The sequence below is a fragment of the Sphingomonas sp. AAP5 genome (assembly GCF_004354345.1).
GTDB lineage: Bacteria > Pseudomonadota > Alphaproteobacteria > Sphingomonadales > Sphingomonadaceae > Sphingomonas > Sphingomonas glacialis.
The window spans coordinates 2860616-2877500 of record NZ_CP037913.1; the positions used below are offsets into that span (position 1 = coordinate 2860616).

The following is a 16885-nucleotide window of genomic DNA, read 5'->3' on the forward strand; positions in this document are numbered from 1 at the left end:
GGTGTGGGAGATGCCGATCATTTCAGATTTAACGAAGAGGCAGCTGAACGCGAACTTAGCACTGGCGTTGGTAGCAAATGACCGCTTCGGGACGACCGCGATCAAACTTGCCGCTGGCGCAGACCCAGCTGCAACTTGAGGCGAAGTCGCTTGTTTATCGACTGCAGAAAGTCGGGCTGGGTGCCCATGCAGCGCCCGGCTAAAATCACGGCTGGTCCTCTCGCGGTTTGGCTGATCGACAGAATTTATCTGCGCTATGCGACTACTGCGGCTGCGGTTCTGGTTGCGGCCATGCTCGTCCCGCACGACTAACGGGTTTATCAAATACGCAGTCGCCAAACGACTGGCTGGGACGATCGTCGCTGACGCTGCACCTCGACCTGCCGTTTGGGAGCATTCCCAAAGTGCCCCACCCAATTCTCGAAACCGACCCGCCCCTCGAGGGAACTACCGATCCACACGCGAAGTGGCTAGGCCCGGTTTCTCCGTGACGTCAAACCGGATATCCGGCGCGGCCTGCTCGGCCTGTTCGGCACCGCAAACCTCCTGACATAACTGATTGAGCGAGAGTATCAGGCCTTCGGCCGCTGGCTTCGTCACCGGATATTGCGTGCGGGCAAGGGCGATCAAGACCGTAATGCCGAAGGCTTTCGCCCGCAGACTCTTCGCGAGTCGCTCCATCCGACGGTATCCGCGTTCGTCGAACAGACCCAACATGCACACGAATTCCGCATCGCCAACAGCGAGTTTGGAAGGATCGTCCAGCCTTCCAGGCAGTCTTACCTGTTCCTCCACCGAACAGCCAGCCCGCCGCAGCATCTGCGCCGTCATTCGAGCCACAGCCGGGTCGAGCGGTCCGCGCCCAGCCAAGCACAGGACGGATCGGTTTATCGGGGTTTCGCAAGCGCCTGTTTCGTTCTGCGAAGTGGACTGCGTCGGGCCGAGGTCGGCATCGGAAACCGCGAAGTAGCGATAGTCCTGCAACGCCTCCAATACCTCCAATATGGCATCGCGCGCACTTATAAGCGCGTGCCGATCGACCGCACCGCGGTCAAAATCCGCTGCTGCAAGTCGCATGCCTCCCAACACCACGTCGTCGAAATACTGCGCGATCGACATCGTTTCGAGACAGGCCTCGCCCTGTTCGATCGCCTCTTCGACATTGCCCGCAAGCACGCGCTGGTAAAACGTTTCGGCAGGCGACAATGCCGGGCGATCACCAAGCAGGACGTCGAAAATCTCAAAAGCCGGAATATGCCGTCCCAACACTACGAGCATCAGCGTAACGGGCATCGCTAGCACCAAACCGACCGGACCCCAGATCCACGTCCAGAACAGCGCGGCAATTACGACGGACACCGGCGAAAGCCCAGTCGAATGTCCATAGAGAAGCGGCTCGATGACATATCCGACGATGGGCTCAATCACTACGAACAGCAGCACGACGTAAAACACCATTAACCAACCCGGATCGACTGCGGCGGCCAGTGCAAGTGGCCCCGCCATCCCTACCACCACGCCGACATAGGGCACGAAGCGCGCAAAGCCTGCAAGTGCGCCCCACAGCCCTGGTGAGGGCACGCCGATGAGGAACAGGCCGCCCCACACGACCAAGCCGAAGCCCAGGTTTACGACCGATTGTGACAAGAAATATTTGCTAAGCCGCTTCGCCCCTTCATCCAGCGCAACGGCGGTGCGATGGAGGTCCGCTGTTCCCATCAGCCGGATTAATCGATCTCGCAAATCTTTCTTCTGGAACAGAATGAAGATCGTAACGATCAGCACGATCAGGATGGTCTCGATCGATTCGAGCGCTGGCACTACGTAACTGCGAACCTCGTCGAGCGCGCTGGCCGGGGGGGCACGGATCTCGACGGGGACCGCGCCGCTGCTCGTCGGCTGGTTCATCACTTGGAGGCGTGCCGCGCGCGCGCTCCGGGCCTTTCGGTGACTGCTGCCGCCGTCGGACGGGAGGATAGCTCCGAAACGCTCGTGCACCGCGACGCGCAGAGCGCCGGCCTTAGCGGTAATCCGCTCCGCATAGGCCGGGGCATCCTTGCTCAAGGTCGCGGCTTGGCTGACGATGACCGCGCTGGTCACTCCAATTCCGCCAAGAGCGAGTGCGACTGCGCACAGCACTGCTGGCACGCGCGGCACGCGCAGCCGCCTGAAGCCGCTAACGATCGGTGCGAGCAGGAAAGACAGCAGAACCGCCAGAATGATTGGCAAAAGGATCGAGCGTCCGAAGTACAGCCCGGTAGTCGCGATCGCGGCGATGATCCACGGAGCGGTCGTGCCTAGCGCGTGCTGGCTACGCCAGCGCAAAGCCCGCGCAGACGTAATCGGTTCAGATGTAAGTCGTGCTTCTGTCATCTGCGCCGCTCCAAACCGAGGTCAGCGCTAGTAACGGACAGCATAAAGTAATGTGCCAAAACGCGGTGGCTCGGCAAATTTGGCCGGGTTCGATATTGAAGTTTGTGCCTGACGAGGGTCAGCATCTCCGACGAACGCGAAATCAGCAGGAAGCATCTCGTAGCGCTTGGGTAGTCCAGTGCGATAAGGGCAGAGGGGCGAACCGGCCCCTCCGCCCTCATTTATTTATGCCCGCTCGAAGCGGTTCCGCTCATCCACGACCTGCGTGGAAGTGTATGCAGGCGCGGTCTCATCGAATCGCGTCCAGCCGCTGTTGCGATAAGCCGCGGCGCGTTCGGCGATGTCGACCGAGTTGCCGCTTTTAAGGATATCTTGCGCCTTCGACGTAAGGGCTTCGTCCACCCGCGCGGTAATCAAAGACCCTCCGCGGCGAACGCCCTCTGCATAGACATGCGCATCGTTTTCTGGAACGCCCGAATGGGTAAGGCCGCCAACGAGTCCGCCAGCTGCAGCACCGACCGCGCCGCCACCAATGGCGCCAATGATTGTTGCTCCCAGCCATCCAGCCGCTACGACCGGGCCAACCCCCGGAATGACGAGAAGGCCGAGTCCTGCTAGCAGACCGCCGATGCCGCCAACTGTCGCGCCAATACCCGCCCCGGTTGTAGCGTCCTCGCCGGCCGCTGTTGCCGCGCCTTCACCGTGAGCGCCGTCGGCGTTGCTGGCGACGACGCTAATGTCGGAATGGGGAACCCCCGCTTCCTCCAGTCGCTCCACGGCGCGCTTGGCATCGTCATAATGATCGAACAATCCGGTCAGGGTCTGCGTCATTGGGTTTCTCCTTAGAGGGCAAGCTTTATTCTTGTCGTGCGACTTGTGGGAGCGACAGATCGTCGTACTCAAGGTCGCTGATGCCGAACCACCGCGCCTCCCAAATAGTTTCAAACCCACATTAAATCGGTCGCACCATTAGCTCGGCCTGTCGCCAAAGTATCAGCGTTTGTGGGCCGAACATCGAAACGCTGCATGGATCATGCACGAGCGTTTCGGATGCTAATTCCGATTACGCGCGATCACACGCAGGCGGCTATGTCTTTTCGTGCCGCGCCCGATCGAGCGTCCGCTTCCGAATCGCTCGTGTTAAAAACTCCGACACCTGTCTCCGTGGGCAAATCTTGAACGCAGACGGTGCTGGGGGCTGAATGAAGATCTGGAAGCCGACTGGATTATTATTGCCGATAACCACGACTTACATGTCTCTTGCGCACCGCGTTGTTTGTCGTCGTCGGGCTGCTATTGGTCGAGCTTGTGACTGGACCTCTTTCCATCTACCGCCCCTAATCGTGACCACGACGGGCACGCTCGGCAGGCGATGCTTACGCTGAGTCAGGGCTCTAAGTTCGATCGTACGATTGGCACTTAACGCTCGCACGCCGCTCAAATTTAGCCATCCGGTCATGGCTCGCTCGGGTCCACATTCCGGGCGTGAATCACGTCGGTCTTCCGCTTCAACATTCTCAAACGGACTCTCAGGGATCGCTTGCATCCTATGTGAGTTGTTATGCATTACGGGGTCGACCGCAGCGCCGGGGCAAGACTCCGGCGAACGCATGGCGATCACTAGCAATGCCGTGGAGGAGCCGTGTCCGAATTGCCAGAAGAGGTGACAGACTCGCGTATGCATTCCGACGGTGGCGGACACATGGTGAACCTGATCGCTAAGTGTGACTGGTCTTCCTCGCCGCTCGGCCATCCTTCGACCTGGCCAAGCTCGCTGCGGTCAGTGGTCGATCTTTTGCTTGGCTCTAAGCTGCCGATGTTCGTCGCTTGGGGCCCAGATTTGGGGTTCCTCTACAACGATGCCTATGCCCAGGTACTCGGCGGCAAACACCCCGCCGCGCTGGGGCGCCCGTTCCGCGATGTGTGGGCCGAGATTTGGCCCGACATCGTGCCGCTCGTCAACGCGGCGCTCGAGGGAGAAGCAAGCTTCCGCGAGGACCTGCCGCTTCTCATGAATCGCGCCGGCCGGGACGAACAAACGTGGTTCACTTTCAGCTATTCGCCCGTACGCGACGCGGACGGGCGGGTCGCAGGCCTGTATTGCGCTTGCACAGAGACGACCGGACGGGTGCTGGCAGAGGCGGCGATGCGCGCCGAGCGTGACCGCGCACAGGGCGTGCTCGACAACATGGGCGAGGCGTTCGTTCTTCTCGATCGCGAATTCCGCATTGTCGATATGAACGTCGAGGCGATGCGACTGGAGAACCGTCCAAAGGAGGCCATCCTCGGGAAAACGCATTGGGAGGCGCATCCCGACGCGTCGCCGGAGCTCAACGAGCTGTACCGACTAGCGATGGGCGAACGCCGTGCGGCATCCCTGCTGCACCGCTACGTATGGCCAGATGGGCGCGACACCTGGATCGACATGCGGGCATACCCCGTCGATAGTGGACTTGCGGTCTTCTACCGCGACGTGACGGACCGCGTGCAAGCCGAGGAGCGCCTTCGAGAGAGCGAGTCATATTTCCGTGGCGTGTTCAACTCTTCGCTGGCCGGCCTCACGATCTTCGACGCGGAAACGGATCGGACCCTCGCGATTAACGACACCTTCCTGGCTATGACGGGTCACAGCCATGCCGATTTTGAAGCGGGCAAATGGAACTGGCGCGACTTTACCGTGCCTGAATTTCTTCATCTCGACGAGGCCGCCATCGCGCAAGCGCGCGAGCATGGCTCCTGGGAGACGTACGAAAAGGAATATTACCGCCCCGACGGCAGCCGTTTCCCAGTCCGCATCGCGTCTGCGCCGCTGCTTGGCGAACCAGGCTTCGTCGTCGTTTCGGTGCAGGACATCAGTGCCGCCCGCGCGGCCGACGCCGAACTGCGCGAAAGCCAGCAGCGATTGCAGCTGGCGCAGCAGGCGGCCGGATTCGGAGTCTGGGACTGGAACCTGTCCACGGATATCATTGCGTGGTCACCGGAGATGTATGAGCTTCTGGGCATCGACCCTGGGCACAACCCTGGTCAATTGTTAGAAGCCTGGACGCAGGCGGTACATCCTGAGGACCGCGAGCGTGCCGCTGCCGTAGTCTCAAACGCTGCGCGCGCTGGTGAAGCCTTCTCGATGGACTTCCGCGTGGCGCGCGGTGACGGCGATATTCGCTGGCTGCGATCGCAGGCAACCGCGGTCGTGGATACAGAGGGCAGGCCTGTTCGGCTCACCGGTATCAACCTCGACGTCACCGCCCAGCACCGGGTCGTCGAGGCCCTGCGCGGAGAGACGGAGAAACTAGCAGCTGCCTTTGAGGAAAGCACCCGCGAGCGGAATCGGGTGTTCGAGCTCTCGAGCGAGCTGTTCGCAGCGGCGAGCTTCGATGGCTACCTCAAGACTATCAATCCGGCGTGGGAGAAGCTCCTCGGCTACTCCGAAGCTGAATTGCTCGCGCGGCCGTTCATCGAGCGCATCCATCCCGACGACCATGCCGCCACTCGGGCAGCGATCGCGCCGATGGTCGACGGCCAAGCAGTGCAGCAGTTCGAGAACCGGTTGATCCGCAAGGACGGGGGGACCGTCTGGGTGGCATGGGCTGGCGTTCCCGAGGGCGACCGGTTCTATGCGGTTGGGCGGGACATCACCAGCGAACGCGAACGCGAGGAGGCGCTGCGACAGAGCCAGAAGATGGAGGCGATGGGTCAGCTAACCGGCGGCGTCGCGCACGACTTTAACAATTTGCTCACTCCGATCGTCGGCGCACTCGACTTGCTCCAGCGCAAAGGCTTGGGTGGTGAGCGCGAGCGTCGTCTCATCGACGGGGCGGCACAATCGGCGGAGCGGGCAAAGACGCTGGTTCAGCGGCTGCTCGCCTTCGCACGGCGTCAACCGCTCCAGTCGGTGTCGGTCGACGTCGGCAAGCTTGTCACGGGTATGGCTGATCTAGTGGCGAGCACGACCGGGCCGCAAATAAAGGTCGTGGTCGACATCGCTCCCGCCCTGCCGCCCGCGAACGCAGACCCCAACCAGCTCGAGATGGCAGTGCTCAACCTTGCCGTGAACGCCAGGGACGCGATGCCAGAGGGCGGGATACTGCGCGTCTCGGTGGAGGCTGTTACGGTGGGACGGCAGCACCGCACCGATCTCCGACCCGGCAGATACCTGAACCTGTCCGTCGCCGACACAGGTGTCGGAATGGATGAGGCCACGCTGGCGCGGGCCATCGAGCCGTTCTTCTCGACCAAGGGTGTCGGAAAGGGCACCGGATTAGGTCTGTCGATGGTCCACGGCTTGGCGTCACAGCTTGGGGGAGCGCTAACGGTGCGTAGTACGCCCGGGATCGGAACCAACGTGGAACTCTGGCTGCCGCAGGGCAAAGCCGCTTCGACGTCAGCTGAGTCTGTGCCGACGGATGACCCGACGTTTAGCGCGAGGGGCACGGTACTGCTCGTGGACGACGAGGACCTGGTGCGGCTCAGCACGGCCGACATGCTCATCGAGCTTGGATATGATGTGGTGGAGGCGGCGTCCGCAGACGAGGCGCTCCAGTTGCTCACCCGTGGGCTCAACCCCGACATCGTGGTGACCGACCACCTGATGCCCGGCATGTCGGGCACAGAACTCGCACGGAAGCTCCAAAGTGAGCGCGGTATTAAGGTTCTGGTGGTGTCAGGCTATGCCGAAACGGCGGGCATAGCGCCCGACCTGCAACGTCTTACAAAGCCGTTCCGGAGCAGCGATCTCGCGGCTGGTCTAGCCGCGTTGAGCTGACTGGAACGAAGACTGTCACGAACCGACGCAGTCCGTTAGAATAGTGGTCAGTCGGAACAATCCTGTTCGAACACTCTCGCGACAAGCAAATTTGGGAGGCGATTCCTGAAGTTGAGAGCGACGAATTGTTTGAGGAGGGTGACGTTGGGTGGCGCGCTGGATAGAGTTTTATGGGGGTAGGAATGGACGAACAAGCAAGGTCGGCCAATGTCGAGAAAATCCTAGCGACCCCGGGGCTTGCGGACGCCCTCGAGAGCGACCGTTTTAAGCAGTTTCTCGATCATGTTCCCGTGGCGATTGCGGTTGCCGAACTGCACGCCTCGGAGACGATCACCTATTGCAATCTCGAATTCGAGCGACTCACCGGCCAAAGCGCCGTGGCATTACAGGGTCAGCAGTGGAGCGCGCTTCCGGGCGTTGCGGCGGCGCGCGACGATGAAACACATCTGGGCGAAGCCGTTCTGAAGGACGACGAATACATCGGGACCTTCACCATTGGCTGCGATGAAGGGAGCGTCGAAGTGGACGCCTGGTCCAACACCATTGAGTCCGACAACGGCGAACCGCTTTTCCGGTTGGTGGCGCTGGCAAAAACCGGACAGAGGAAATCACTTCCCGGTGAGAAGGACGGACAACTCCTGCGCGACAAGGACGTCCAGCTGCGCGAGTTGCAGCACAGGGTTAAGAACAATCTTCAGATGATCACAGCGCTGATCCGCATGGAAGCGCGAAACGTGTCCGATGACGAGACCGGTGCGCGATTTAACGGGCTTGCGGGACGGATCAACTCGCTGGCGATGCTGTACGACCTCCTCTCCGGTGAGGATGCCGATGACGGTGTGGACCTTGGCGTCTACCTAAGCAAGATCGCATCGTCGGTGATGGAAGCCCATGCCGTCGAGGGCGTGCGCCTCGACCTTAGTGTCGACGCTTGGCCGTGCTCCATCAACGTCGCGATGCCGACCGGGCTCGTTGTAAACGAACTGATGACGAACGCGCTTAAGTACGCCTTCGTCGGACGCGACAAGGGCGTCATCTCGCTGTCGAGCCTGGTCGATGACGAGGGCTGCCGCGTCGTCGTATCCGACGATGGAGTTGGCCTGGCGGAGGGCGCCACTTGGCCCCAATCCGGTAAACTCGGCGCTGTGATCACTCAATCCCTGCGACAGAATGCGAAGGCTACGCTCGCGGTGCATTCCGCGCGAGGGGCAGGCATGCGCGTCGACATCTTCTTTGCGCGGGGGACTGCGGAGCCGGTGGCATTGTAAGGGCTCCTTTAGGGTCGACTACCAACTGATCGGCCCCCCGCTGAGTGGCCCAGAGACTATGATGGTCTGGATCATGAAGGGGACGTTGAATGCCGAGCAAGAAGCACAAGCCAGAAGAGATTATCGGCAAGCTGCGTGAAGTTGAGATCGTGCTGGCACAAGGGGGATCGACTGCTGCCGCCGGTCGGCGGATCGCGGTCAGCGGGCAGACCTATATCGCTGGCGCAAGAAATATGGCGGCCTGAAGACGGATCAGGCCAGCGGATGAAGGACCTCGAGCGAGGGAACCAGCGGCTTCGCCGTGCGATCTCGGACCTCAAACTGGATAAGCTGATCTTGGGAGAGGCTGAAAGGGGAAAACTTCTGAGCCCCGCGCGGCGACTGCGCTGTCTTATCATGCGCGAGGAGAGCTTCCGGTGTCCGAGCGACGGATATGCCGGGTGCTGGCTCGGCATCGATCGAGACAGCGCAAGGTCCCGCGCGGGGCAGATGACGAACTGGCGCTGACGGCGGACATCATCGCACTGGCGAAGGAATATGGCCGCTACGGCTATCGCCGGGTGTGAATCTGCCTTTCAAACCGCGTTCCGGCAGCGCTGTAATTCTGTTCGCAATAGCTGGACCAGTTCGGCCGCCGGCATCGCACGCGCAAGAGGCGCACCTTGCCCGGCCCATTGCGCGCCGAACCCATATTCTCCCTTTGCCTTCGCCGCCGCGTTCAGTGCTTTGCCGACGTCATATGCGATGGGGTAATCTGGAGGCCGTCGATTGCCAATCGCGGCCGCAAGTCCGGTGAACCGGTTGGCAAGCGCCCTGGCTGGTCGACCCGAAATCAGCGATGTGAGCGATGTGTGATGGGCGCCCGGTCCCGTCAAGGCGGCCCGGTATCCATCGTCGGCGGCACTCTCGGGGCAGGCGATGAAGGCGGTCCCGAGCTGCGCCGCAACTGCACCCAGGTCGAGAACTGCAGCGATCCCCGCGCCGTCCATAATGCCTCCCGCCGCTATTACCGGCCGCTTGGTTTCAAGTACCAGAAGACGAGTTAGCGCAATCGTGCCGAGCGCGTCGTCCGCAGCAACAGGATCAAACATGCCTCGATGGCCGCCGGCTTCGATCCCTTGCGCCACGATCACATCGATGCCCGCGTCCTCGATCGCTCGGGCCTCATCAAGGTTGGTGGCCGTCGCCATCAACACGATGTCTCGGTCGTGCAGGGCGGCGATGATTTCAAAGGACGGCAGGCCGAAGTGAAAGCTGACCACCCGGGGCGCCATTTCGAGCAGCATGGTGACCATGTCGGGATCGTCGGATAAGCTTTTGTAAATGGTTCTGAGCGCGCTCGGCGGTCTGGCCTCGAACTCGGCGAAGACAGGCGTGAGCCAGTCGAGCCAGGCAGCTTCTCTGACGGCGTCCGCGGTGGCGGCGCCGTGGACGAATAAATTGACGTTGAAGGCTTTGTTTGTTCGAGCTCGGGTGGCTTCGATCATGGCCCGCGCACCATTAGCGTCGGTCGCTCCGACGCCGATCGAGCCCAATGCGCCCTGTTCGGATACTGCGGCCGCAAGTTCCGGGGTGGATACGCCTGCCATCGGCGCCTGGATCAGAGGGACCGACAGGCCCAATCGGTTGAGTAATGATATTGGCATCTGACACCTAAATGCGAGCGCTATAACTGCTTATCGGCCTTACCGCGGAGGATGTGAATAACAGCGAGTGGCGACAAAACCTGGCGAGGTGTGCGTGTCCGCAGGGGAACCCCGGGCATGCCTCCCGAGAGTCAGATCAAGCTCGGCGGAGCGCGCTTGGATCCCGCGGTCCGCTTGGCCGCGTGGAACTCCACCCGTCGAAACAGCAGGTCAAGATCCTCCCGTGTTACATCGAAGGTCTCGCCGAGGTCCGCAAGCGCAAGGTCGATGTCCGTAGGGTGCGGAATGCCTAATTCGGACGCTGCGAGTTCGTGACCGACGATCGGGATCGGGCGGTGCGGATAGGAATGGCCGGAGGCCCTGTGGAACGCGATGCCGGCCAGAACCAATATCAGCGAGTTGATTCCGACGGGCACGAACGGGAAGGCGTAACCGGCGCCCAGCACCGCAGGGCCTCCGATCACGGCCGTAAGCGCGGCAGCCCCACCGGGCGGGTGCAGACAGCGGAGCAGCGACATGGCGAGGATCGCCCCGCCCACGCCAACCCCTACCGCCAAATACGGGACGGGTACGAACCGGGCCGCGGTTACGCCCACCAGCGCCGAGACGACGTTACCGCCAACGACCGACCAGGGTTGGGCCAATGGGCTCGCCGGTACGGCGAAGACCAGCACCGCGGACGCGCCGATCGGCGCCACAAGCAACGGGAGCGGTGCCCATCCGTGCAGGGCCGCCGCGCTTACGAGGCTCGTCAGCGCAACGCCGATCAACGCGCCGATGCACGCGAGTAGCCGGTCACGCAGGGTCGCACCGGCGAGGATAGGCACAAAAGGCAAAGACAGCTTCATATTTTCAGATCACCTGCTCCGACCGGTATGCCTTCTAGCAGCAATACCCACCGCGATAGCCCTGCTAGGTTCGGTCGATTTCTGCGCGCTTGCGGGCGCTGCGGACCTTGAGCAGGTCATGGCGCGAGAGGATGCCGAGAACTCGATTGGTGCCCGCCTCGACAATGGGGATACGTCCGACCCCGCTTTCGACCATCAGGTCGGCAACCTCGCCGATCGGCGAGTGAGGATAAGCGATCGCTTGCGATGAGTCGGACAGCGTCTCGGCAAGTGAGGTATCGGGCAGCTCACCTTCGACCTGCCAGCGCAGGGCATCGGATCGCGACACCATCGCGACCAGGCGTCCGCCATCGTCCACCACGGGATAGGTCCGGTGCGTTGCTGCGTCCGCGAAAAAGGCGACCGCATCCTTGATCGACATGGCGCTCGACAGCACGGCAGGATCGGGTGTCATCACCTGCTCTGCTTGCAGGAATTCGTGCGGATCAACCGTATATTCCTGAAGGATGTGACGGCCGCGCCGAGCGATTTTTTCGGTCAGGATCGACCGGCGCATGATCAGGACGCTGATCGCATAAGCTCCGGTCGCGGCCGCGATCGTCGCGGGCAAGGCATCGTAGTGACCGGTCAACTCGACCGCGAACAGCGCGCCGGTCAGTGGCGCGCGCATGGCGCCGCTCATCATGCCCGCCATGCCGACCATCGACCAAAACCCTACCGACCCGGGCAGAAACTGCCCGAGCAGGGCACCCAGCGCGCCACCCAAGATCAGCAGTGGTGCGAGGACGCCGCCCGACGTTCCCGATCCCAGCGCGACCAGCCACACGATTGCCTTGACGACCAGCAGCGCCAGGATGACACGCACTGCCAATGATCCGTCGAGCAACGCTTGGATGTTCGCGTAGCCGGCGCCGAGGACACGGGCATCGATCAGCCCCCCGATCCCGACGACGATACCGCCCAGCGCCGGCCACCACATCCAGTGCACGGGCAGGCGGTGGAACGCATCCTCGACGCGGTAGAGCAACGCTGACAGCAGCGCCGCCTCGAGCCCAACCAGAACGCCCATCCCGAGGGCCAACCCTCCGGTCGGCCACCACGCCTGCACGGGAGCCGCTGCGAACGGGAAGAGTGGTGCGGCGCCGAGCAGCATGGGTCGCCAGGCAAACGCCACCAACGTGCCCACGACCACGGGCACGAAGCTGCGGGGCTTCCACTCGAACAGCAGCACCTCGATCGCCAGCAGGATCGCCGCGATCGGCGTGCCGAAAATTCCGGTCATGCCCGCCGCAGCACCGGCGACGAGCAGGGTCTTCCGCTCGGCCGCGCTCAGGTGAAAGCATTGTGCAAACAGCGACCCGATCGCACCACCAGTCATGATGATCGGCCCTTCAGCCCCGAACGGGCCGCCGCTGCCGATCGATATTGCAGAGGACAGCGGCTTGAGGATCGCGACCTTGAGCGACAGGCGGCTTTCGCTATAGAGGATGGCCTCGATCGCCTCGGGAATGCCGTGCCCCTTGATCTTTTCGGAGCCGAAGCGCGCCATCAAGCCGATCAGTACACTGCCGATGACTGGTATCGCGACGACCGCCAGACCGACGTGAGCGTTTACGATTTCAGCAGGCGCGGTCGACAGCCTTCCGAACCAGAACAGGTTGGTGGCAAGCGCGATGAGCTTCAGCAGGATCCAGGCGCCAAATGCCGCGCCCGTGCCAACGACGATTGCCGCGCCGGCGAGCATGACCATGCGCCAATCGGCGCTGTGGTCGGCAAGCCGTCTGGTTTTCGGGATACTTATCGTGGAAGTCGTCATGCACACCCGCCGTTCAGGAATGGCGCGTGCCTATATCGTGACACGATATAGTTCAATATCTAGGAACGGATTGATGATCGACCGGGATGAACCGACCGACGCGGACTATGCCGCGCTTGCGGACTTTCGCTACGCCCTTCGCCAGTTTCTGGCTTTCAGTGAACGCGGGGCGGCCAGCTGTGGACTGACGCCGCAGCAACACCAGGCGCTGCTCGCCCTTCGGGGGGCTGCGAACGCGAACGTCAGCATCGGCTATGTAGCTGAGCGTCTAACCTTGAGGCCGCACAGTGCAACCGGACTGGTTGATCGGTTGGAAATGCTTGGCCTGGTGACGCGCCGACCATCCCCCGACGATGGTCGGCAAGCGCTGCTGGAATTGACACAGAAGGCGCGAACGCTCTTGCGAGAGCTGTCGCAGACGCATCGCGAAGAGCTTGTGCGTATCAGGCCCATGTTGACCGAACTGCTCGCGCGCGTCGATTGATTGGGCTTGTGAGCCGCTCCCATTCTAACATATGTCGTAATACGATATATATTACCGGAAGGAGTCGGCGAAATGCAGATGATCCTCGTCATGGTTGGAGCAATCGGTCTGGTCGTCACCAGCCTGCTGGCAGCCGCGCTGCTTTGCTGGTTCCTGTGGTATGGGTTTCGGCTCGTGCTGCATCCGGAATGGGGGGCACCGGCTATTCTCACCCTCCTGGTGCTCGCGCTGCTCGGTGAACTGCCGACAAGCGAATTTCTGCATATGACATTGGCGTTCGCTGTAGTTGCTGCCGCGCCCCTCTGGTTCGCAGGGTGCGCTTGGCGCAAGCAACGCAGGCCGGTCTTGGACGCCCAGTGCGAGAAGCGTGGAATATGGCCCAGCGCGCCGACCGCACCGGCAGAAACAGTGCTCTCGCCTCGATTGTATCCCGCGATAACGGCCTGCATCTGTGAAGAGCGACCGCCGACACGGGACGAGATTCATGTCGTCGCTTCGCGGCTTTGGCGGGAGGGTTTCGCGCAACGGTTTGGGTCGCAGACTGTGCCGGCGAGCTTTGCTGCGCGACGCGTGCTGTTGCGCGCCGCTACCGCAGCTCTGGGCGGCAAGGTCGTGTACGCTCGCGCCGGATCGAGGAGCGGCGTGCGGATACCGCCAGAAATGGTATGAGTACGGACCGAGCCGCCGTTTGCGCTGAAGACCTATATGCAAAACTGTTTCCGCTTAATTCATGCCGGCAGTGGACGGGCGAGCCCGAAAAGGAAGCTCATTAGATGGTGTATCGCGGCGGCTGCATTTCGATCCTCGGACGATGAGATTGCAGCCCCTTCACGTACGATGCCTGGATCGAGGTCGAACCTGACCTCGCGCATCGAGGGAAGGAGTAAGGGCGATGGCGCATTTCGTGGGTCTGGACGTTTCGGTGAAGGAAACGTCGGTGTGCGTAGTGGACGATACCGGCAAGGTCTTGTGCGAGCACAAGGTGCCGACCGAGCCCGATGACATTGCGGTGCTGCTGACGTCGGTTGGCGGCGATTACCTGCGAGTCGGGATCGAGGCCGGACCGCTGTCGCAATGGCTGGTGAACGGTCTGAGCGAAGCGGGCCTTCCGGTGATCTGCGTCGAGACACGGCACATGAAGGCGCTGTTGCAGGCGCAGCAGGTCAACAAGTCCGACCGCAACGATGCCCGCGGGATCGCCCAGATGATGCGGGTCGGCCTGTTTAAGCCGGTGCATGTGAAGACGCTGGCCGCGCAGGAGCAGCGGATGCTGCTGACCAGCCGCAAGCTCGTCCAGCGCAAGCTGATCGACATCGAATCCGACATGCGCGGCACGCTGCGCAGCTTCGGCCTAAAGGTCGGTGTCGTCAGCACGATCGGTTACGAGGCCCGGATCCGGCACTTGGTCGAGGGCTTTCCGAGACTGGCGGCGATCGTCGAGCCGTTGCTGACGGTGCGGCGGGTGATGCGCCAGCAACTGGCCACGCTCCACAAGATGCTGCTCGACACGGTCCGGCATGATCCGGTCTGCAAACGGTTGATGACCGCGCCCGGCGTCGGCCCGGTGGTGGCGCTCACCTACCGTGCCTCGATCGACCAACCACAGCGATTTTTGCATTCCAGGGCGGTCGGCGCGCATGTCGGGTTGACACCCCGGCGCTATCAATCGGGCGAGATCGACTATGATGGCGGCATCTCCAAATCTGGCGACGCCATGCTGCGAACCATGCTGTACGAAGCGGCCCAGGTCCTGCTGACTCAGAGCCGGCATTGGTCGTGGCTCAAGGCCTGGGGGATGCAGGTCGCACAGCGCCGGGGCATGCGGCGCGCCATCGTCGCCGTCGCGCGTCGCCTGGCGGTCGTCCTCCACCGCATGTGGACGGACGGCACCGATTTCCGCTGGGGCAGCGAGCCCGGTACCGCGGTCGCCTGACACAATCTCAAACAGGAGCTTTAACGGTTCTGCCTCGGCAGCAATAGGTCCTCACGGGGACGAAGGTGGGGTGAGATCGTAACGGCAGCAGCCCGCCTGCAACGGCAGGGGCGCTCGTTAGATTGATCCACCCTGCTCTTTCTTACCCATCATGGGGCGGCTGCGCGCCGACCCCGAAGAGAAGCACGAACCCCGTGTGGCACTTCCTCCAGCTCGGCAGAAAACGAGAATTCACGCGGATACCCGGCGCTACGTCCCGACCACACCTCCCGACACTCTCGCGGCGACGAACGATAGTCTGCGCCTATTGACTCAATCCGCGATAGAGAGGGTCGGCGGCAAGTGATCTGCCCCCCGCTGAGTGGCCCAAAGACTATGATAGTCTGGACCACGAAAGGGACGACAGATGCCATTCAAGAAGCACAAGCCGGAAGAGATTATCGGCAAGCTGCGTGAAGTTGAGATCGTGCTGGCACAGGGTGCGTCGACTGCCGAAGCGTGTCGGCGGATCGCGGTCAGCGAGCAGACCTATTACCGCTGGCGTAAGGAATATGGTGGTTTGAAAACCGACCAGGCGCGGCGGATGAAGGATCTGGAGAAGGAGAATCTGCGTCTCCGGCGTGCGATATCGGACCTGACGCTGGACAAGCTGATTTTACAGGAGGCAGCCCGGGGAAACTTCTGAGCCCTGCGCGGCGACGGCGCTGCATCGATCATGTGCGACGAGAGCTTCCGGTGTCCGAGCGACGGATCTGCCGGGTGCTGGGCCAGCATCGATCGACGCAGCGCAAGGTGCCGCGCGGGGCGGATGATGAGCAGGCGCTGAGCGAGGACATCATCGCGCTGGCGAAGCAATATGGTCGCTATGGCTATCGCCGCGTGACGGCATTGCTGTGCCATGCCGGATGGTCGGTGAACCATAAAAGGGTCGAGCGGATCTGGCGGCGTGAGGGGCTCAAGGTCCCGCAACGTCAGGCGAAGCGTGGGCGGCTATGGCTCAACGATGGATCATGTATCCGGCTGCGCCCGGAATATCCGGGGCATGTGTGGGCGTACGACTTCGTCGAAGGCCGCACGCATGATGGTCGCAAGTTCCGCATCCTGACCATCATCGACGAGGCCAGTCGAGAGTGCCTGGCGTTGGTCGTTGCTCGTCAGCTCAAACATGAAGACGTGCTGGCGGCGTTGGCCGACCTGTTCGTTACACGAGGACCACCGGCGCATATACGGTCGGACAATGGCGCCGAATTTATCGCCAACGCTGTGCAGAAATGGCTCGGCCAGATCGGCGTGAAGACGCTCTACATTGCACCGGGGTCACCATGGGAGAATGGCTACAATGAGAGCTTCAACGGGTCGCTGCGCGACGAACTCCTCAACGGCGAGATCTTCTACAGCCTCGCCGAGGCAAAGGTGCTGATCGAAGCCTGGCGGCGACATTACAACACGGTCCGTCCGCACAGCAGCCTGGGCTAACGACCGCCGGCCCCGGAAACGGCCTCACCGCCATATCCGGCCTCCGGTTCCGCTTCGCTCCACCTCCGCCCGGATATGGCGGGGGCGAGCATAATCCACTAACAATCAACACGGTCCACTTGGTGGGGGCAGGTCAGCGCATTGCCTTAGCGAGAGAAACCGGGCGAAGTTTTCCCGCACGAAGGATCGAGGCTTACGCCATCAATGCTCGCGGCATTAAGTCGACTAGCGTGGAGCAATAAGACAAACGCGGGGTCGCGTTTGAACAAGCGGTGGCCT

10 protein-coding genes and 2 pseudogenes are annotated in these 16885 nt (G+C 62.0%); 7 read left to right on the forward strand and 5 right to left on the reverse strand.

Annotation, left to right across the window (positions count from 1 at the left end):
* Positions 1-447: 447 nt before the first annotated feature.
* Both E2E30_RS13255 and E2E30_RS13260 read right to left on the reverse strand, forming a co-directional pair.
* Positions 448-2373, reverse strand: a complete 1926-nt coding sequence (locus E2E30_RS13255) for an AI-2E family transporter (protein ID WP_133190538.1) — start codon at positions 2371-2373, stop codon at positions 448-450.
* A 225-nt stretch (positions 2374-2598) separates the two neighbouring features.
* On the reverse strand, positions 2599-3204 hold the full coding sequence (locus E2E30_RS13260) for a general stress protein (protein ID WP_133190540.1): 606 nt from the start codon (positions 3202-3204) through the stop codon (positions 2599-2601).
* 871 nt (positions 3205-4075) lie between these two features.
* Between E2E30_RS13260 and E2E30_RS13265 the strand changes: the two genes are divergently transcribed.
* The 3 genes and pseudogenes from E2E30_RS13265 to E2E30_RS13275 form a co-directional block, all read left to right on the forward strand.
* Entirely contained in the window at positions 4076-7135 is a 3060-nt protein-coding gene (locus E2E30_RS13265; RefSeq protein WP_165954522.1) for a PAS domain S-box protein, read from the forward strand.
* A gap of 182 nt (positions 7136-7317) precedes the next feature.
* Positions 7318-8403: a sensor histidine kinase gene (locus tag E2E30_RS13270; RefSeq protein WP_133190544.1), complete on the forward strand. Its 1086-nt coding sequence runs from the start codon at positions 7318-7320 to the stop codon at positions 8401-8403.
* 89 nt (positions 8404-8492) lie between these two features.
* Positions 8493-8966 (forward strand): annotated as a pseudogene (locus E2E30_RS13275) (transposase); the annotation flags it as partial.
* 12 nt (positions 8967-8978) lie between these two features.
* On the opposite strand, the gene E2E30_RS13280 reads toward E2E30_RS13275, so the two are convergent.
* The 3 genes from E2E30_RS13280 to E2E30_RS13290 form a co-directional block, all read right to left on the reverse strand.
* The gene (locus tag E2E30_RS13280) at positions 8979-10043 is read right to left on the reverse strand and encodes an NAD(P)H-dependent flavin oxidoreductase (RefSeq protein ID WP_133192092.1); all 1065 of its coding nucleotides are present in this window, start codon (positions 10041-10043) and stop codon (positions 8979-8981) included.
* 137 nt (positions 10044-10180) lie between these two features.
* A complete protein-coding gene (locus tag E2E30_RS13285; protein WP_133190546.1) occupies positions 10181-10897 on the reverse strand; it encodes an HPP family protein in 717 nt (238 codons plus the stop codon).
* Between the two features lie 64 nt (positions 10898-10961).
* Positions 10962-12713, reverse strand: a complete 1752-nt coding sequence (locus E2E30_RS13290; RefSeq protein WP_240698932.1) for a chloride channel protein — start codon at positions 12711-12713, stop codon at positions 10962-10964.
* Between the two features lie 73 nt (positions 12714-12786).
* On the opposite strand from E2E30_RS13290, the gene E2E30_RS13295 reads away from it, so the two are divergent.
* The 4 genes and pseudogenes from E2E30_RS13295 to E2E30_RS13310 all read left to right on the forward strand — a co-directional run bounded on the left by E2E30_RS13295 (position 12787) and on the right by E2E30_RS13310 (position 16708).
* Positions 12787-13197, forward strand: a complete 411-nt coding sequence (locus E2E30_RS13295) for a MarR family winged helix-turn-helix transcriptional regulator (RefSeq protein ID WP_240698933.1) — start codon at positions 12787-12789, stop codon at positions 13195-13197.
* Positions 13198-13269: 72 nt separating this feature from the next.
* On the forward strand, positions 13270-13866 hold the full coding sequence (locus E2E30_RS13300) for a hypothetical protein (RefSeq protein WP_133190548.1): 597 nt from the start codon (positions 13270-13272) through the stop codon (positions 13864-13866).
* Between the two features lie 223 nt (positions 13867-14089).
* Positions 14090-15130, forward strand: coding sequence for an IS110 family transposase (locus E2E30_RS13305; RefSeq protein WP_133190550.1), 1041 nt, complete (start codon positions 14090-14092; stop codon positions 15128-15130).
* A gap of 406 nt (positions 15131-15536) precedes the next feature.
* A pseudogene (locus E2E30_RS13310) lies at positions 15537-16708 on the forward strand (IS3 family transposase).
* Positions 16709-16885: the final 177 nt, after the last annotated feature.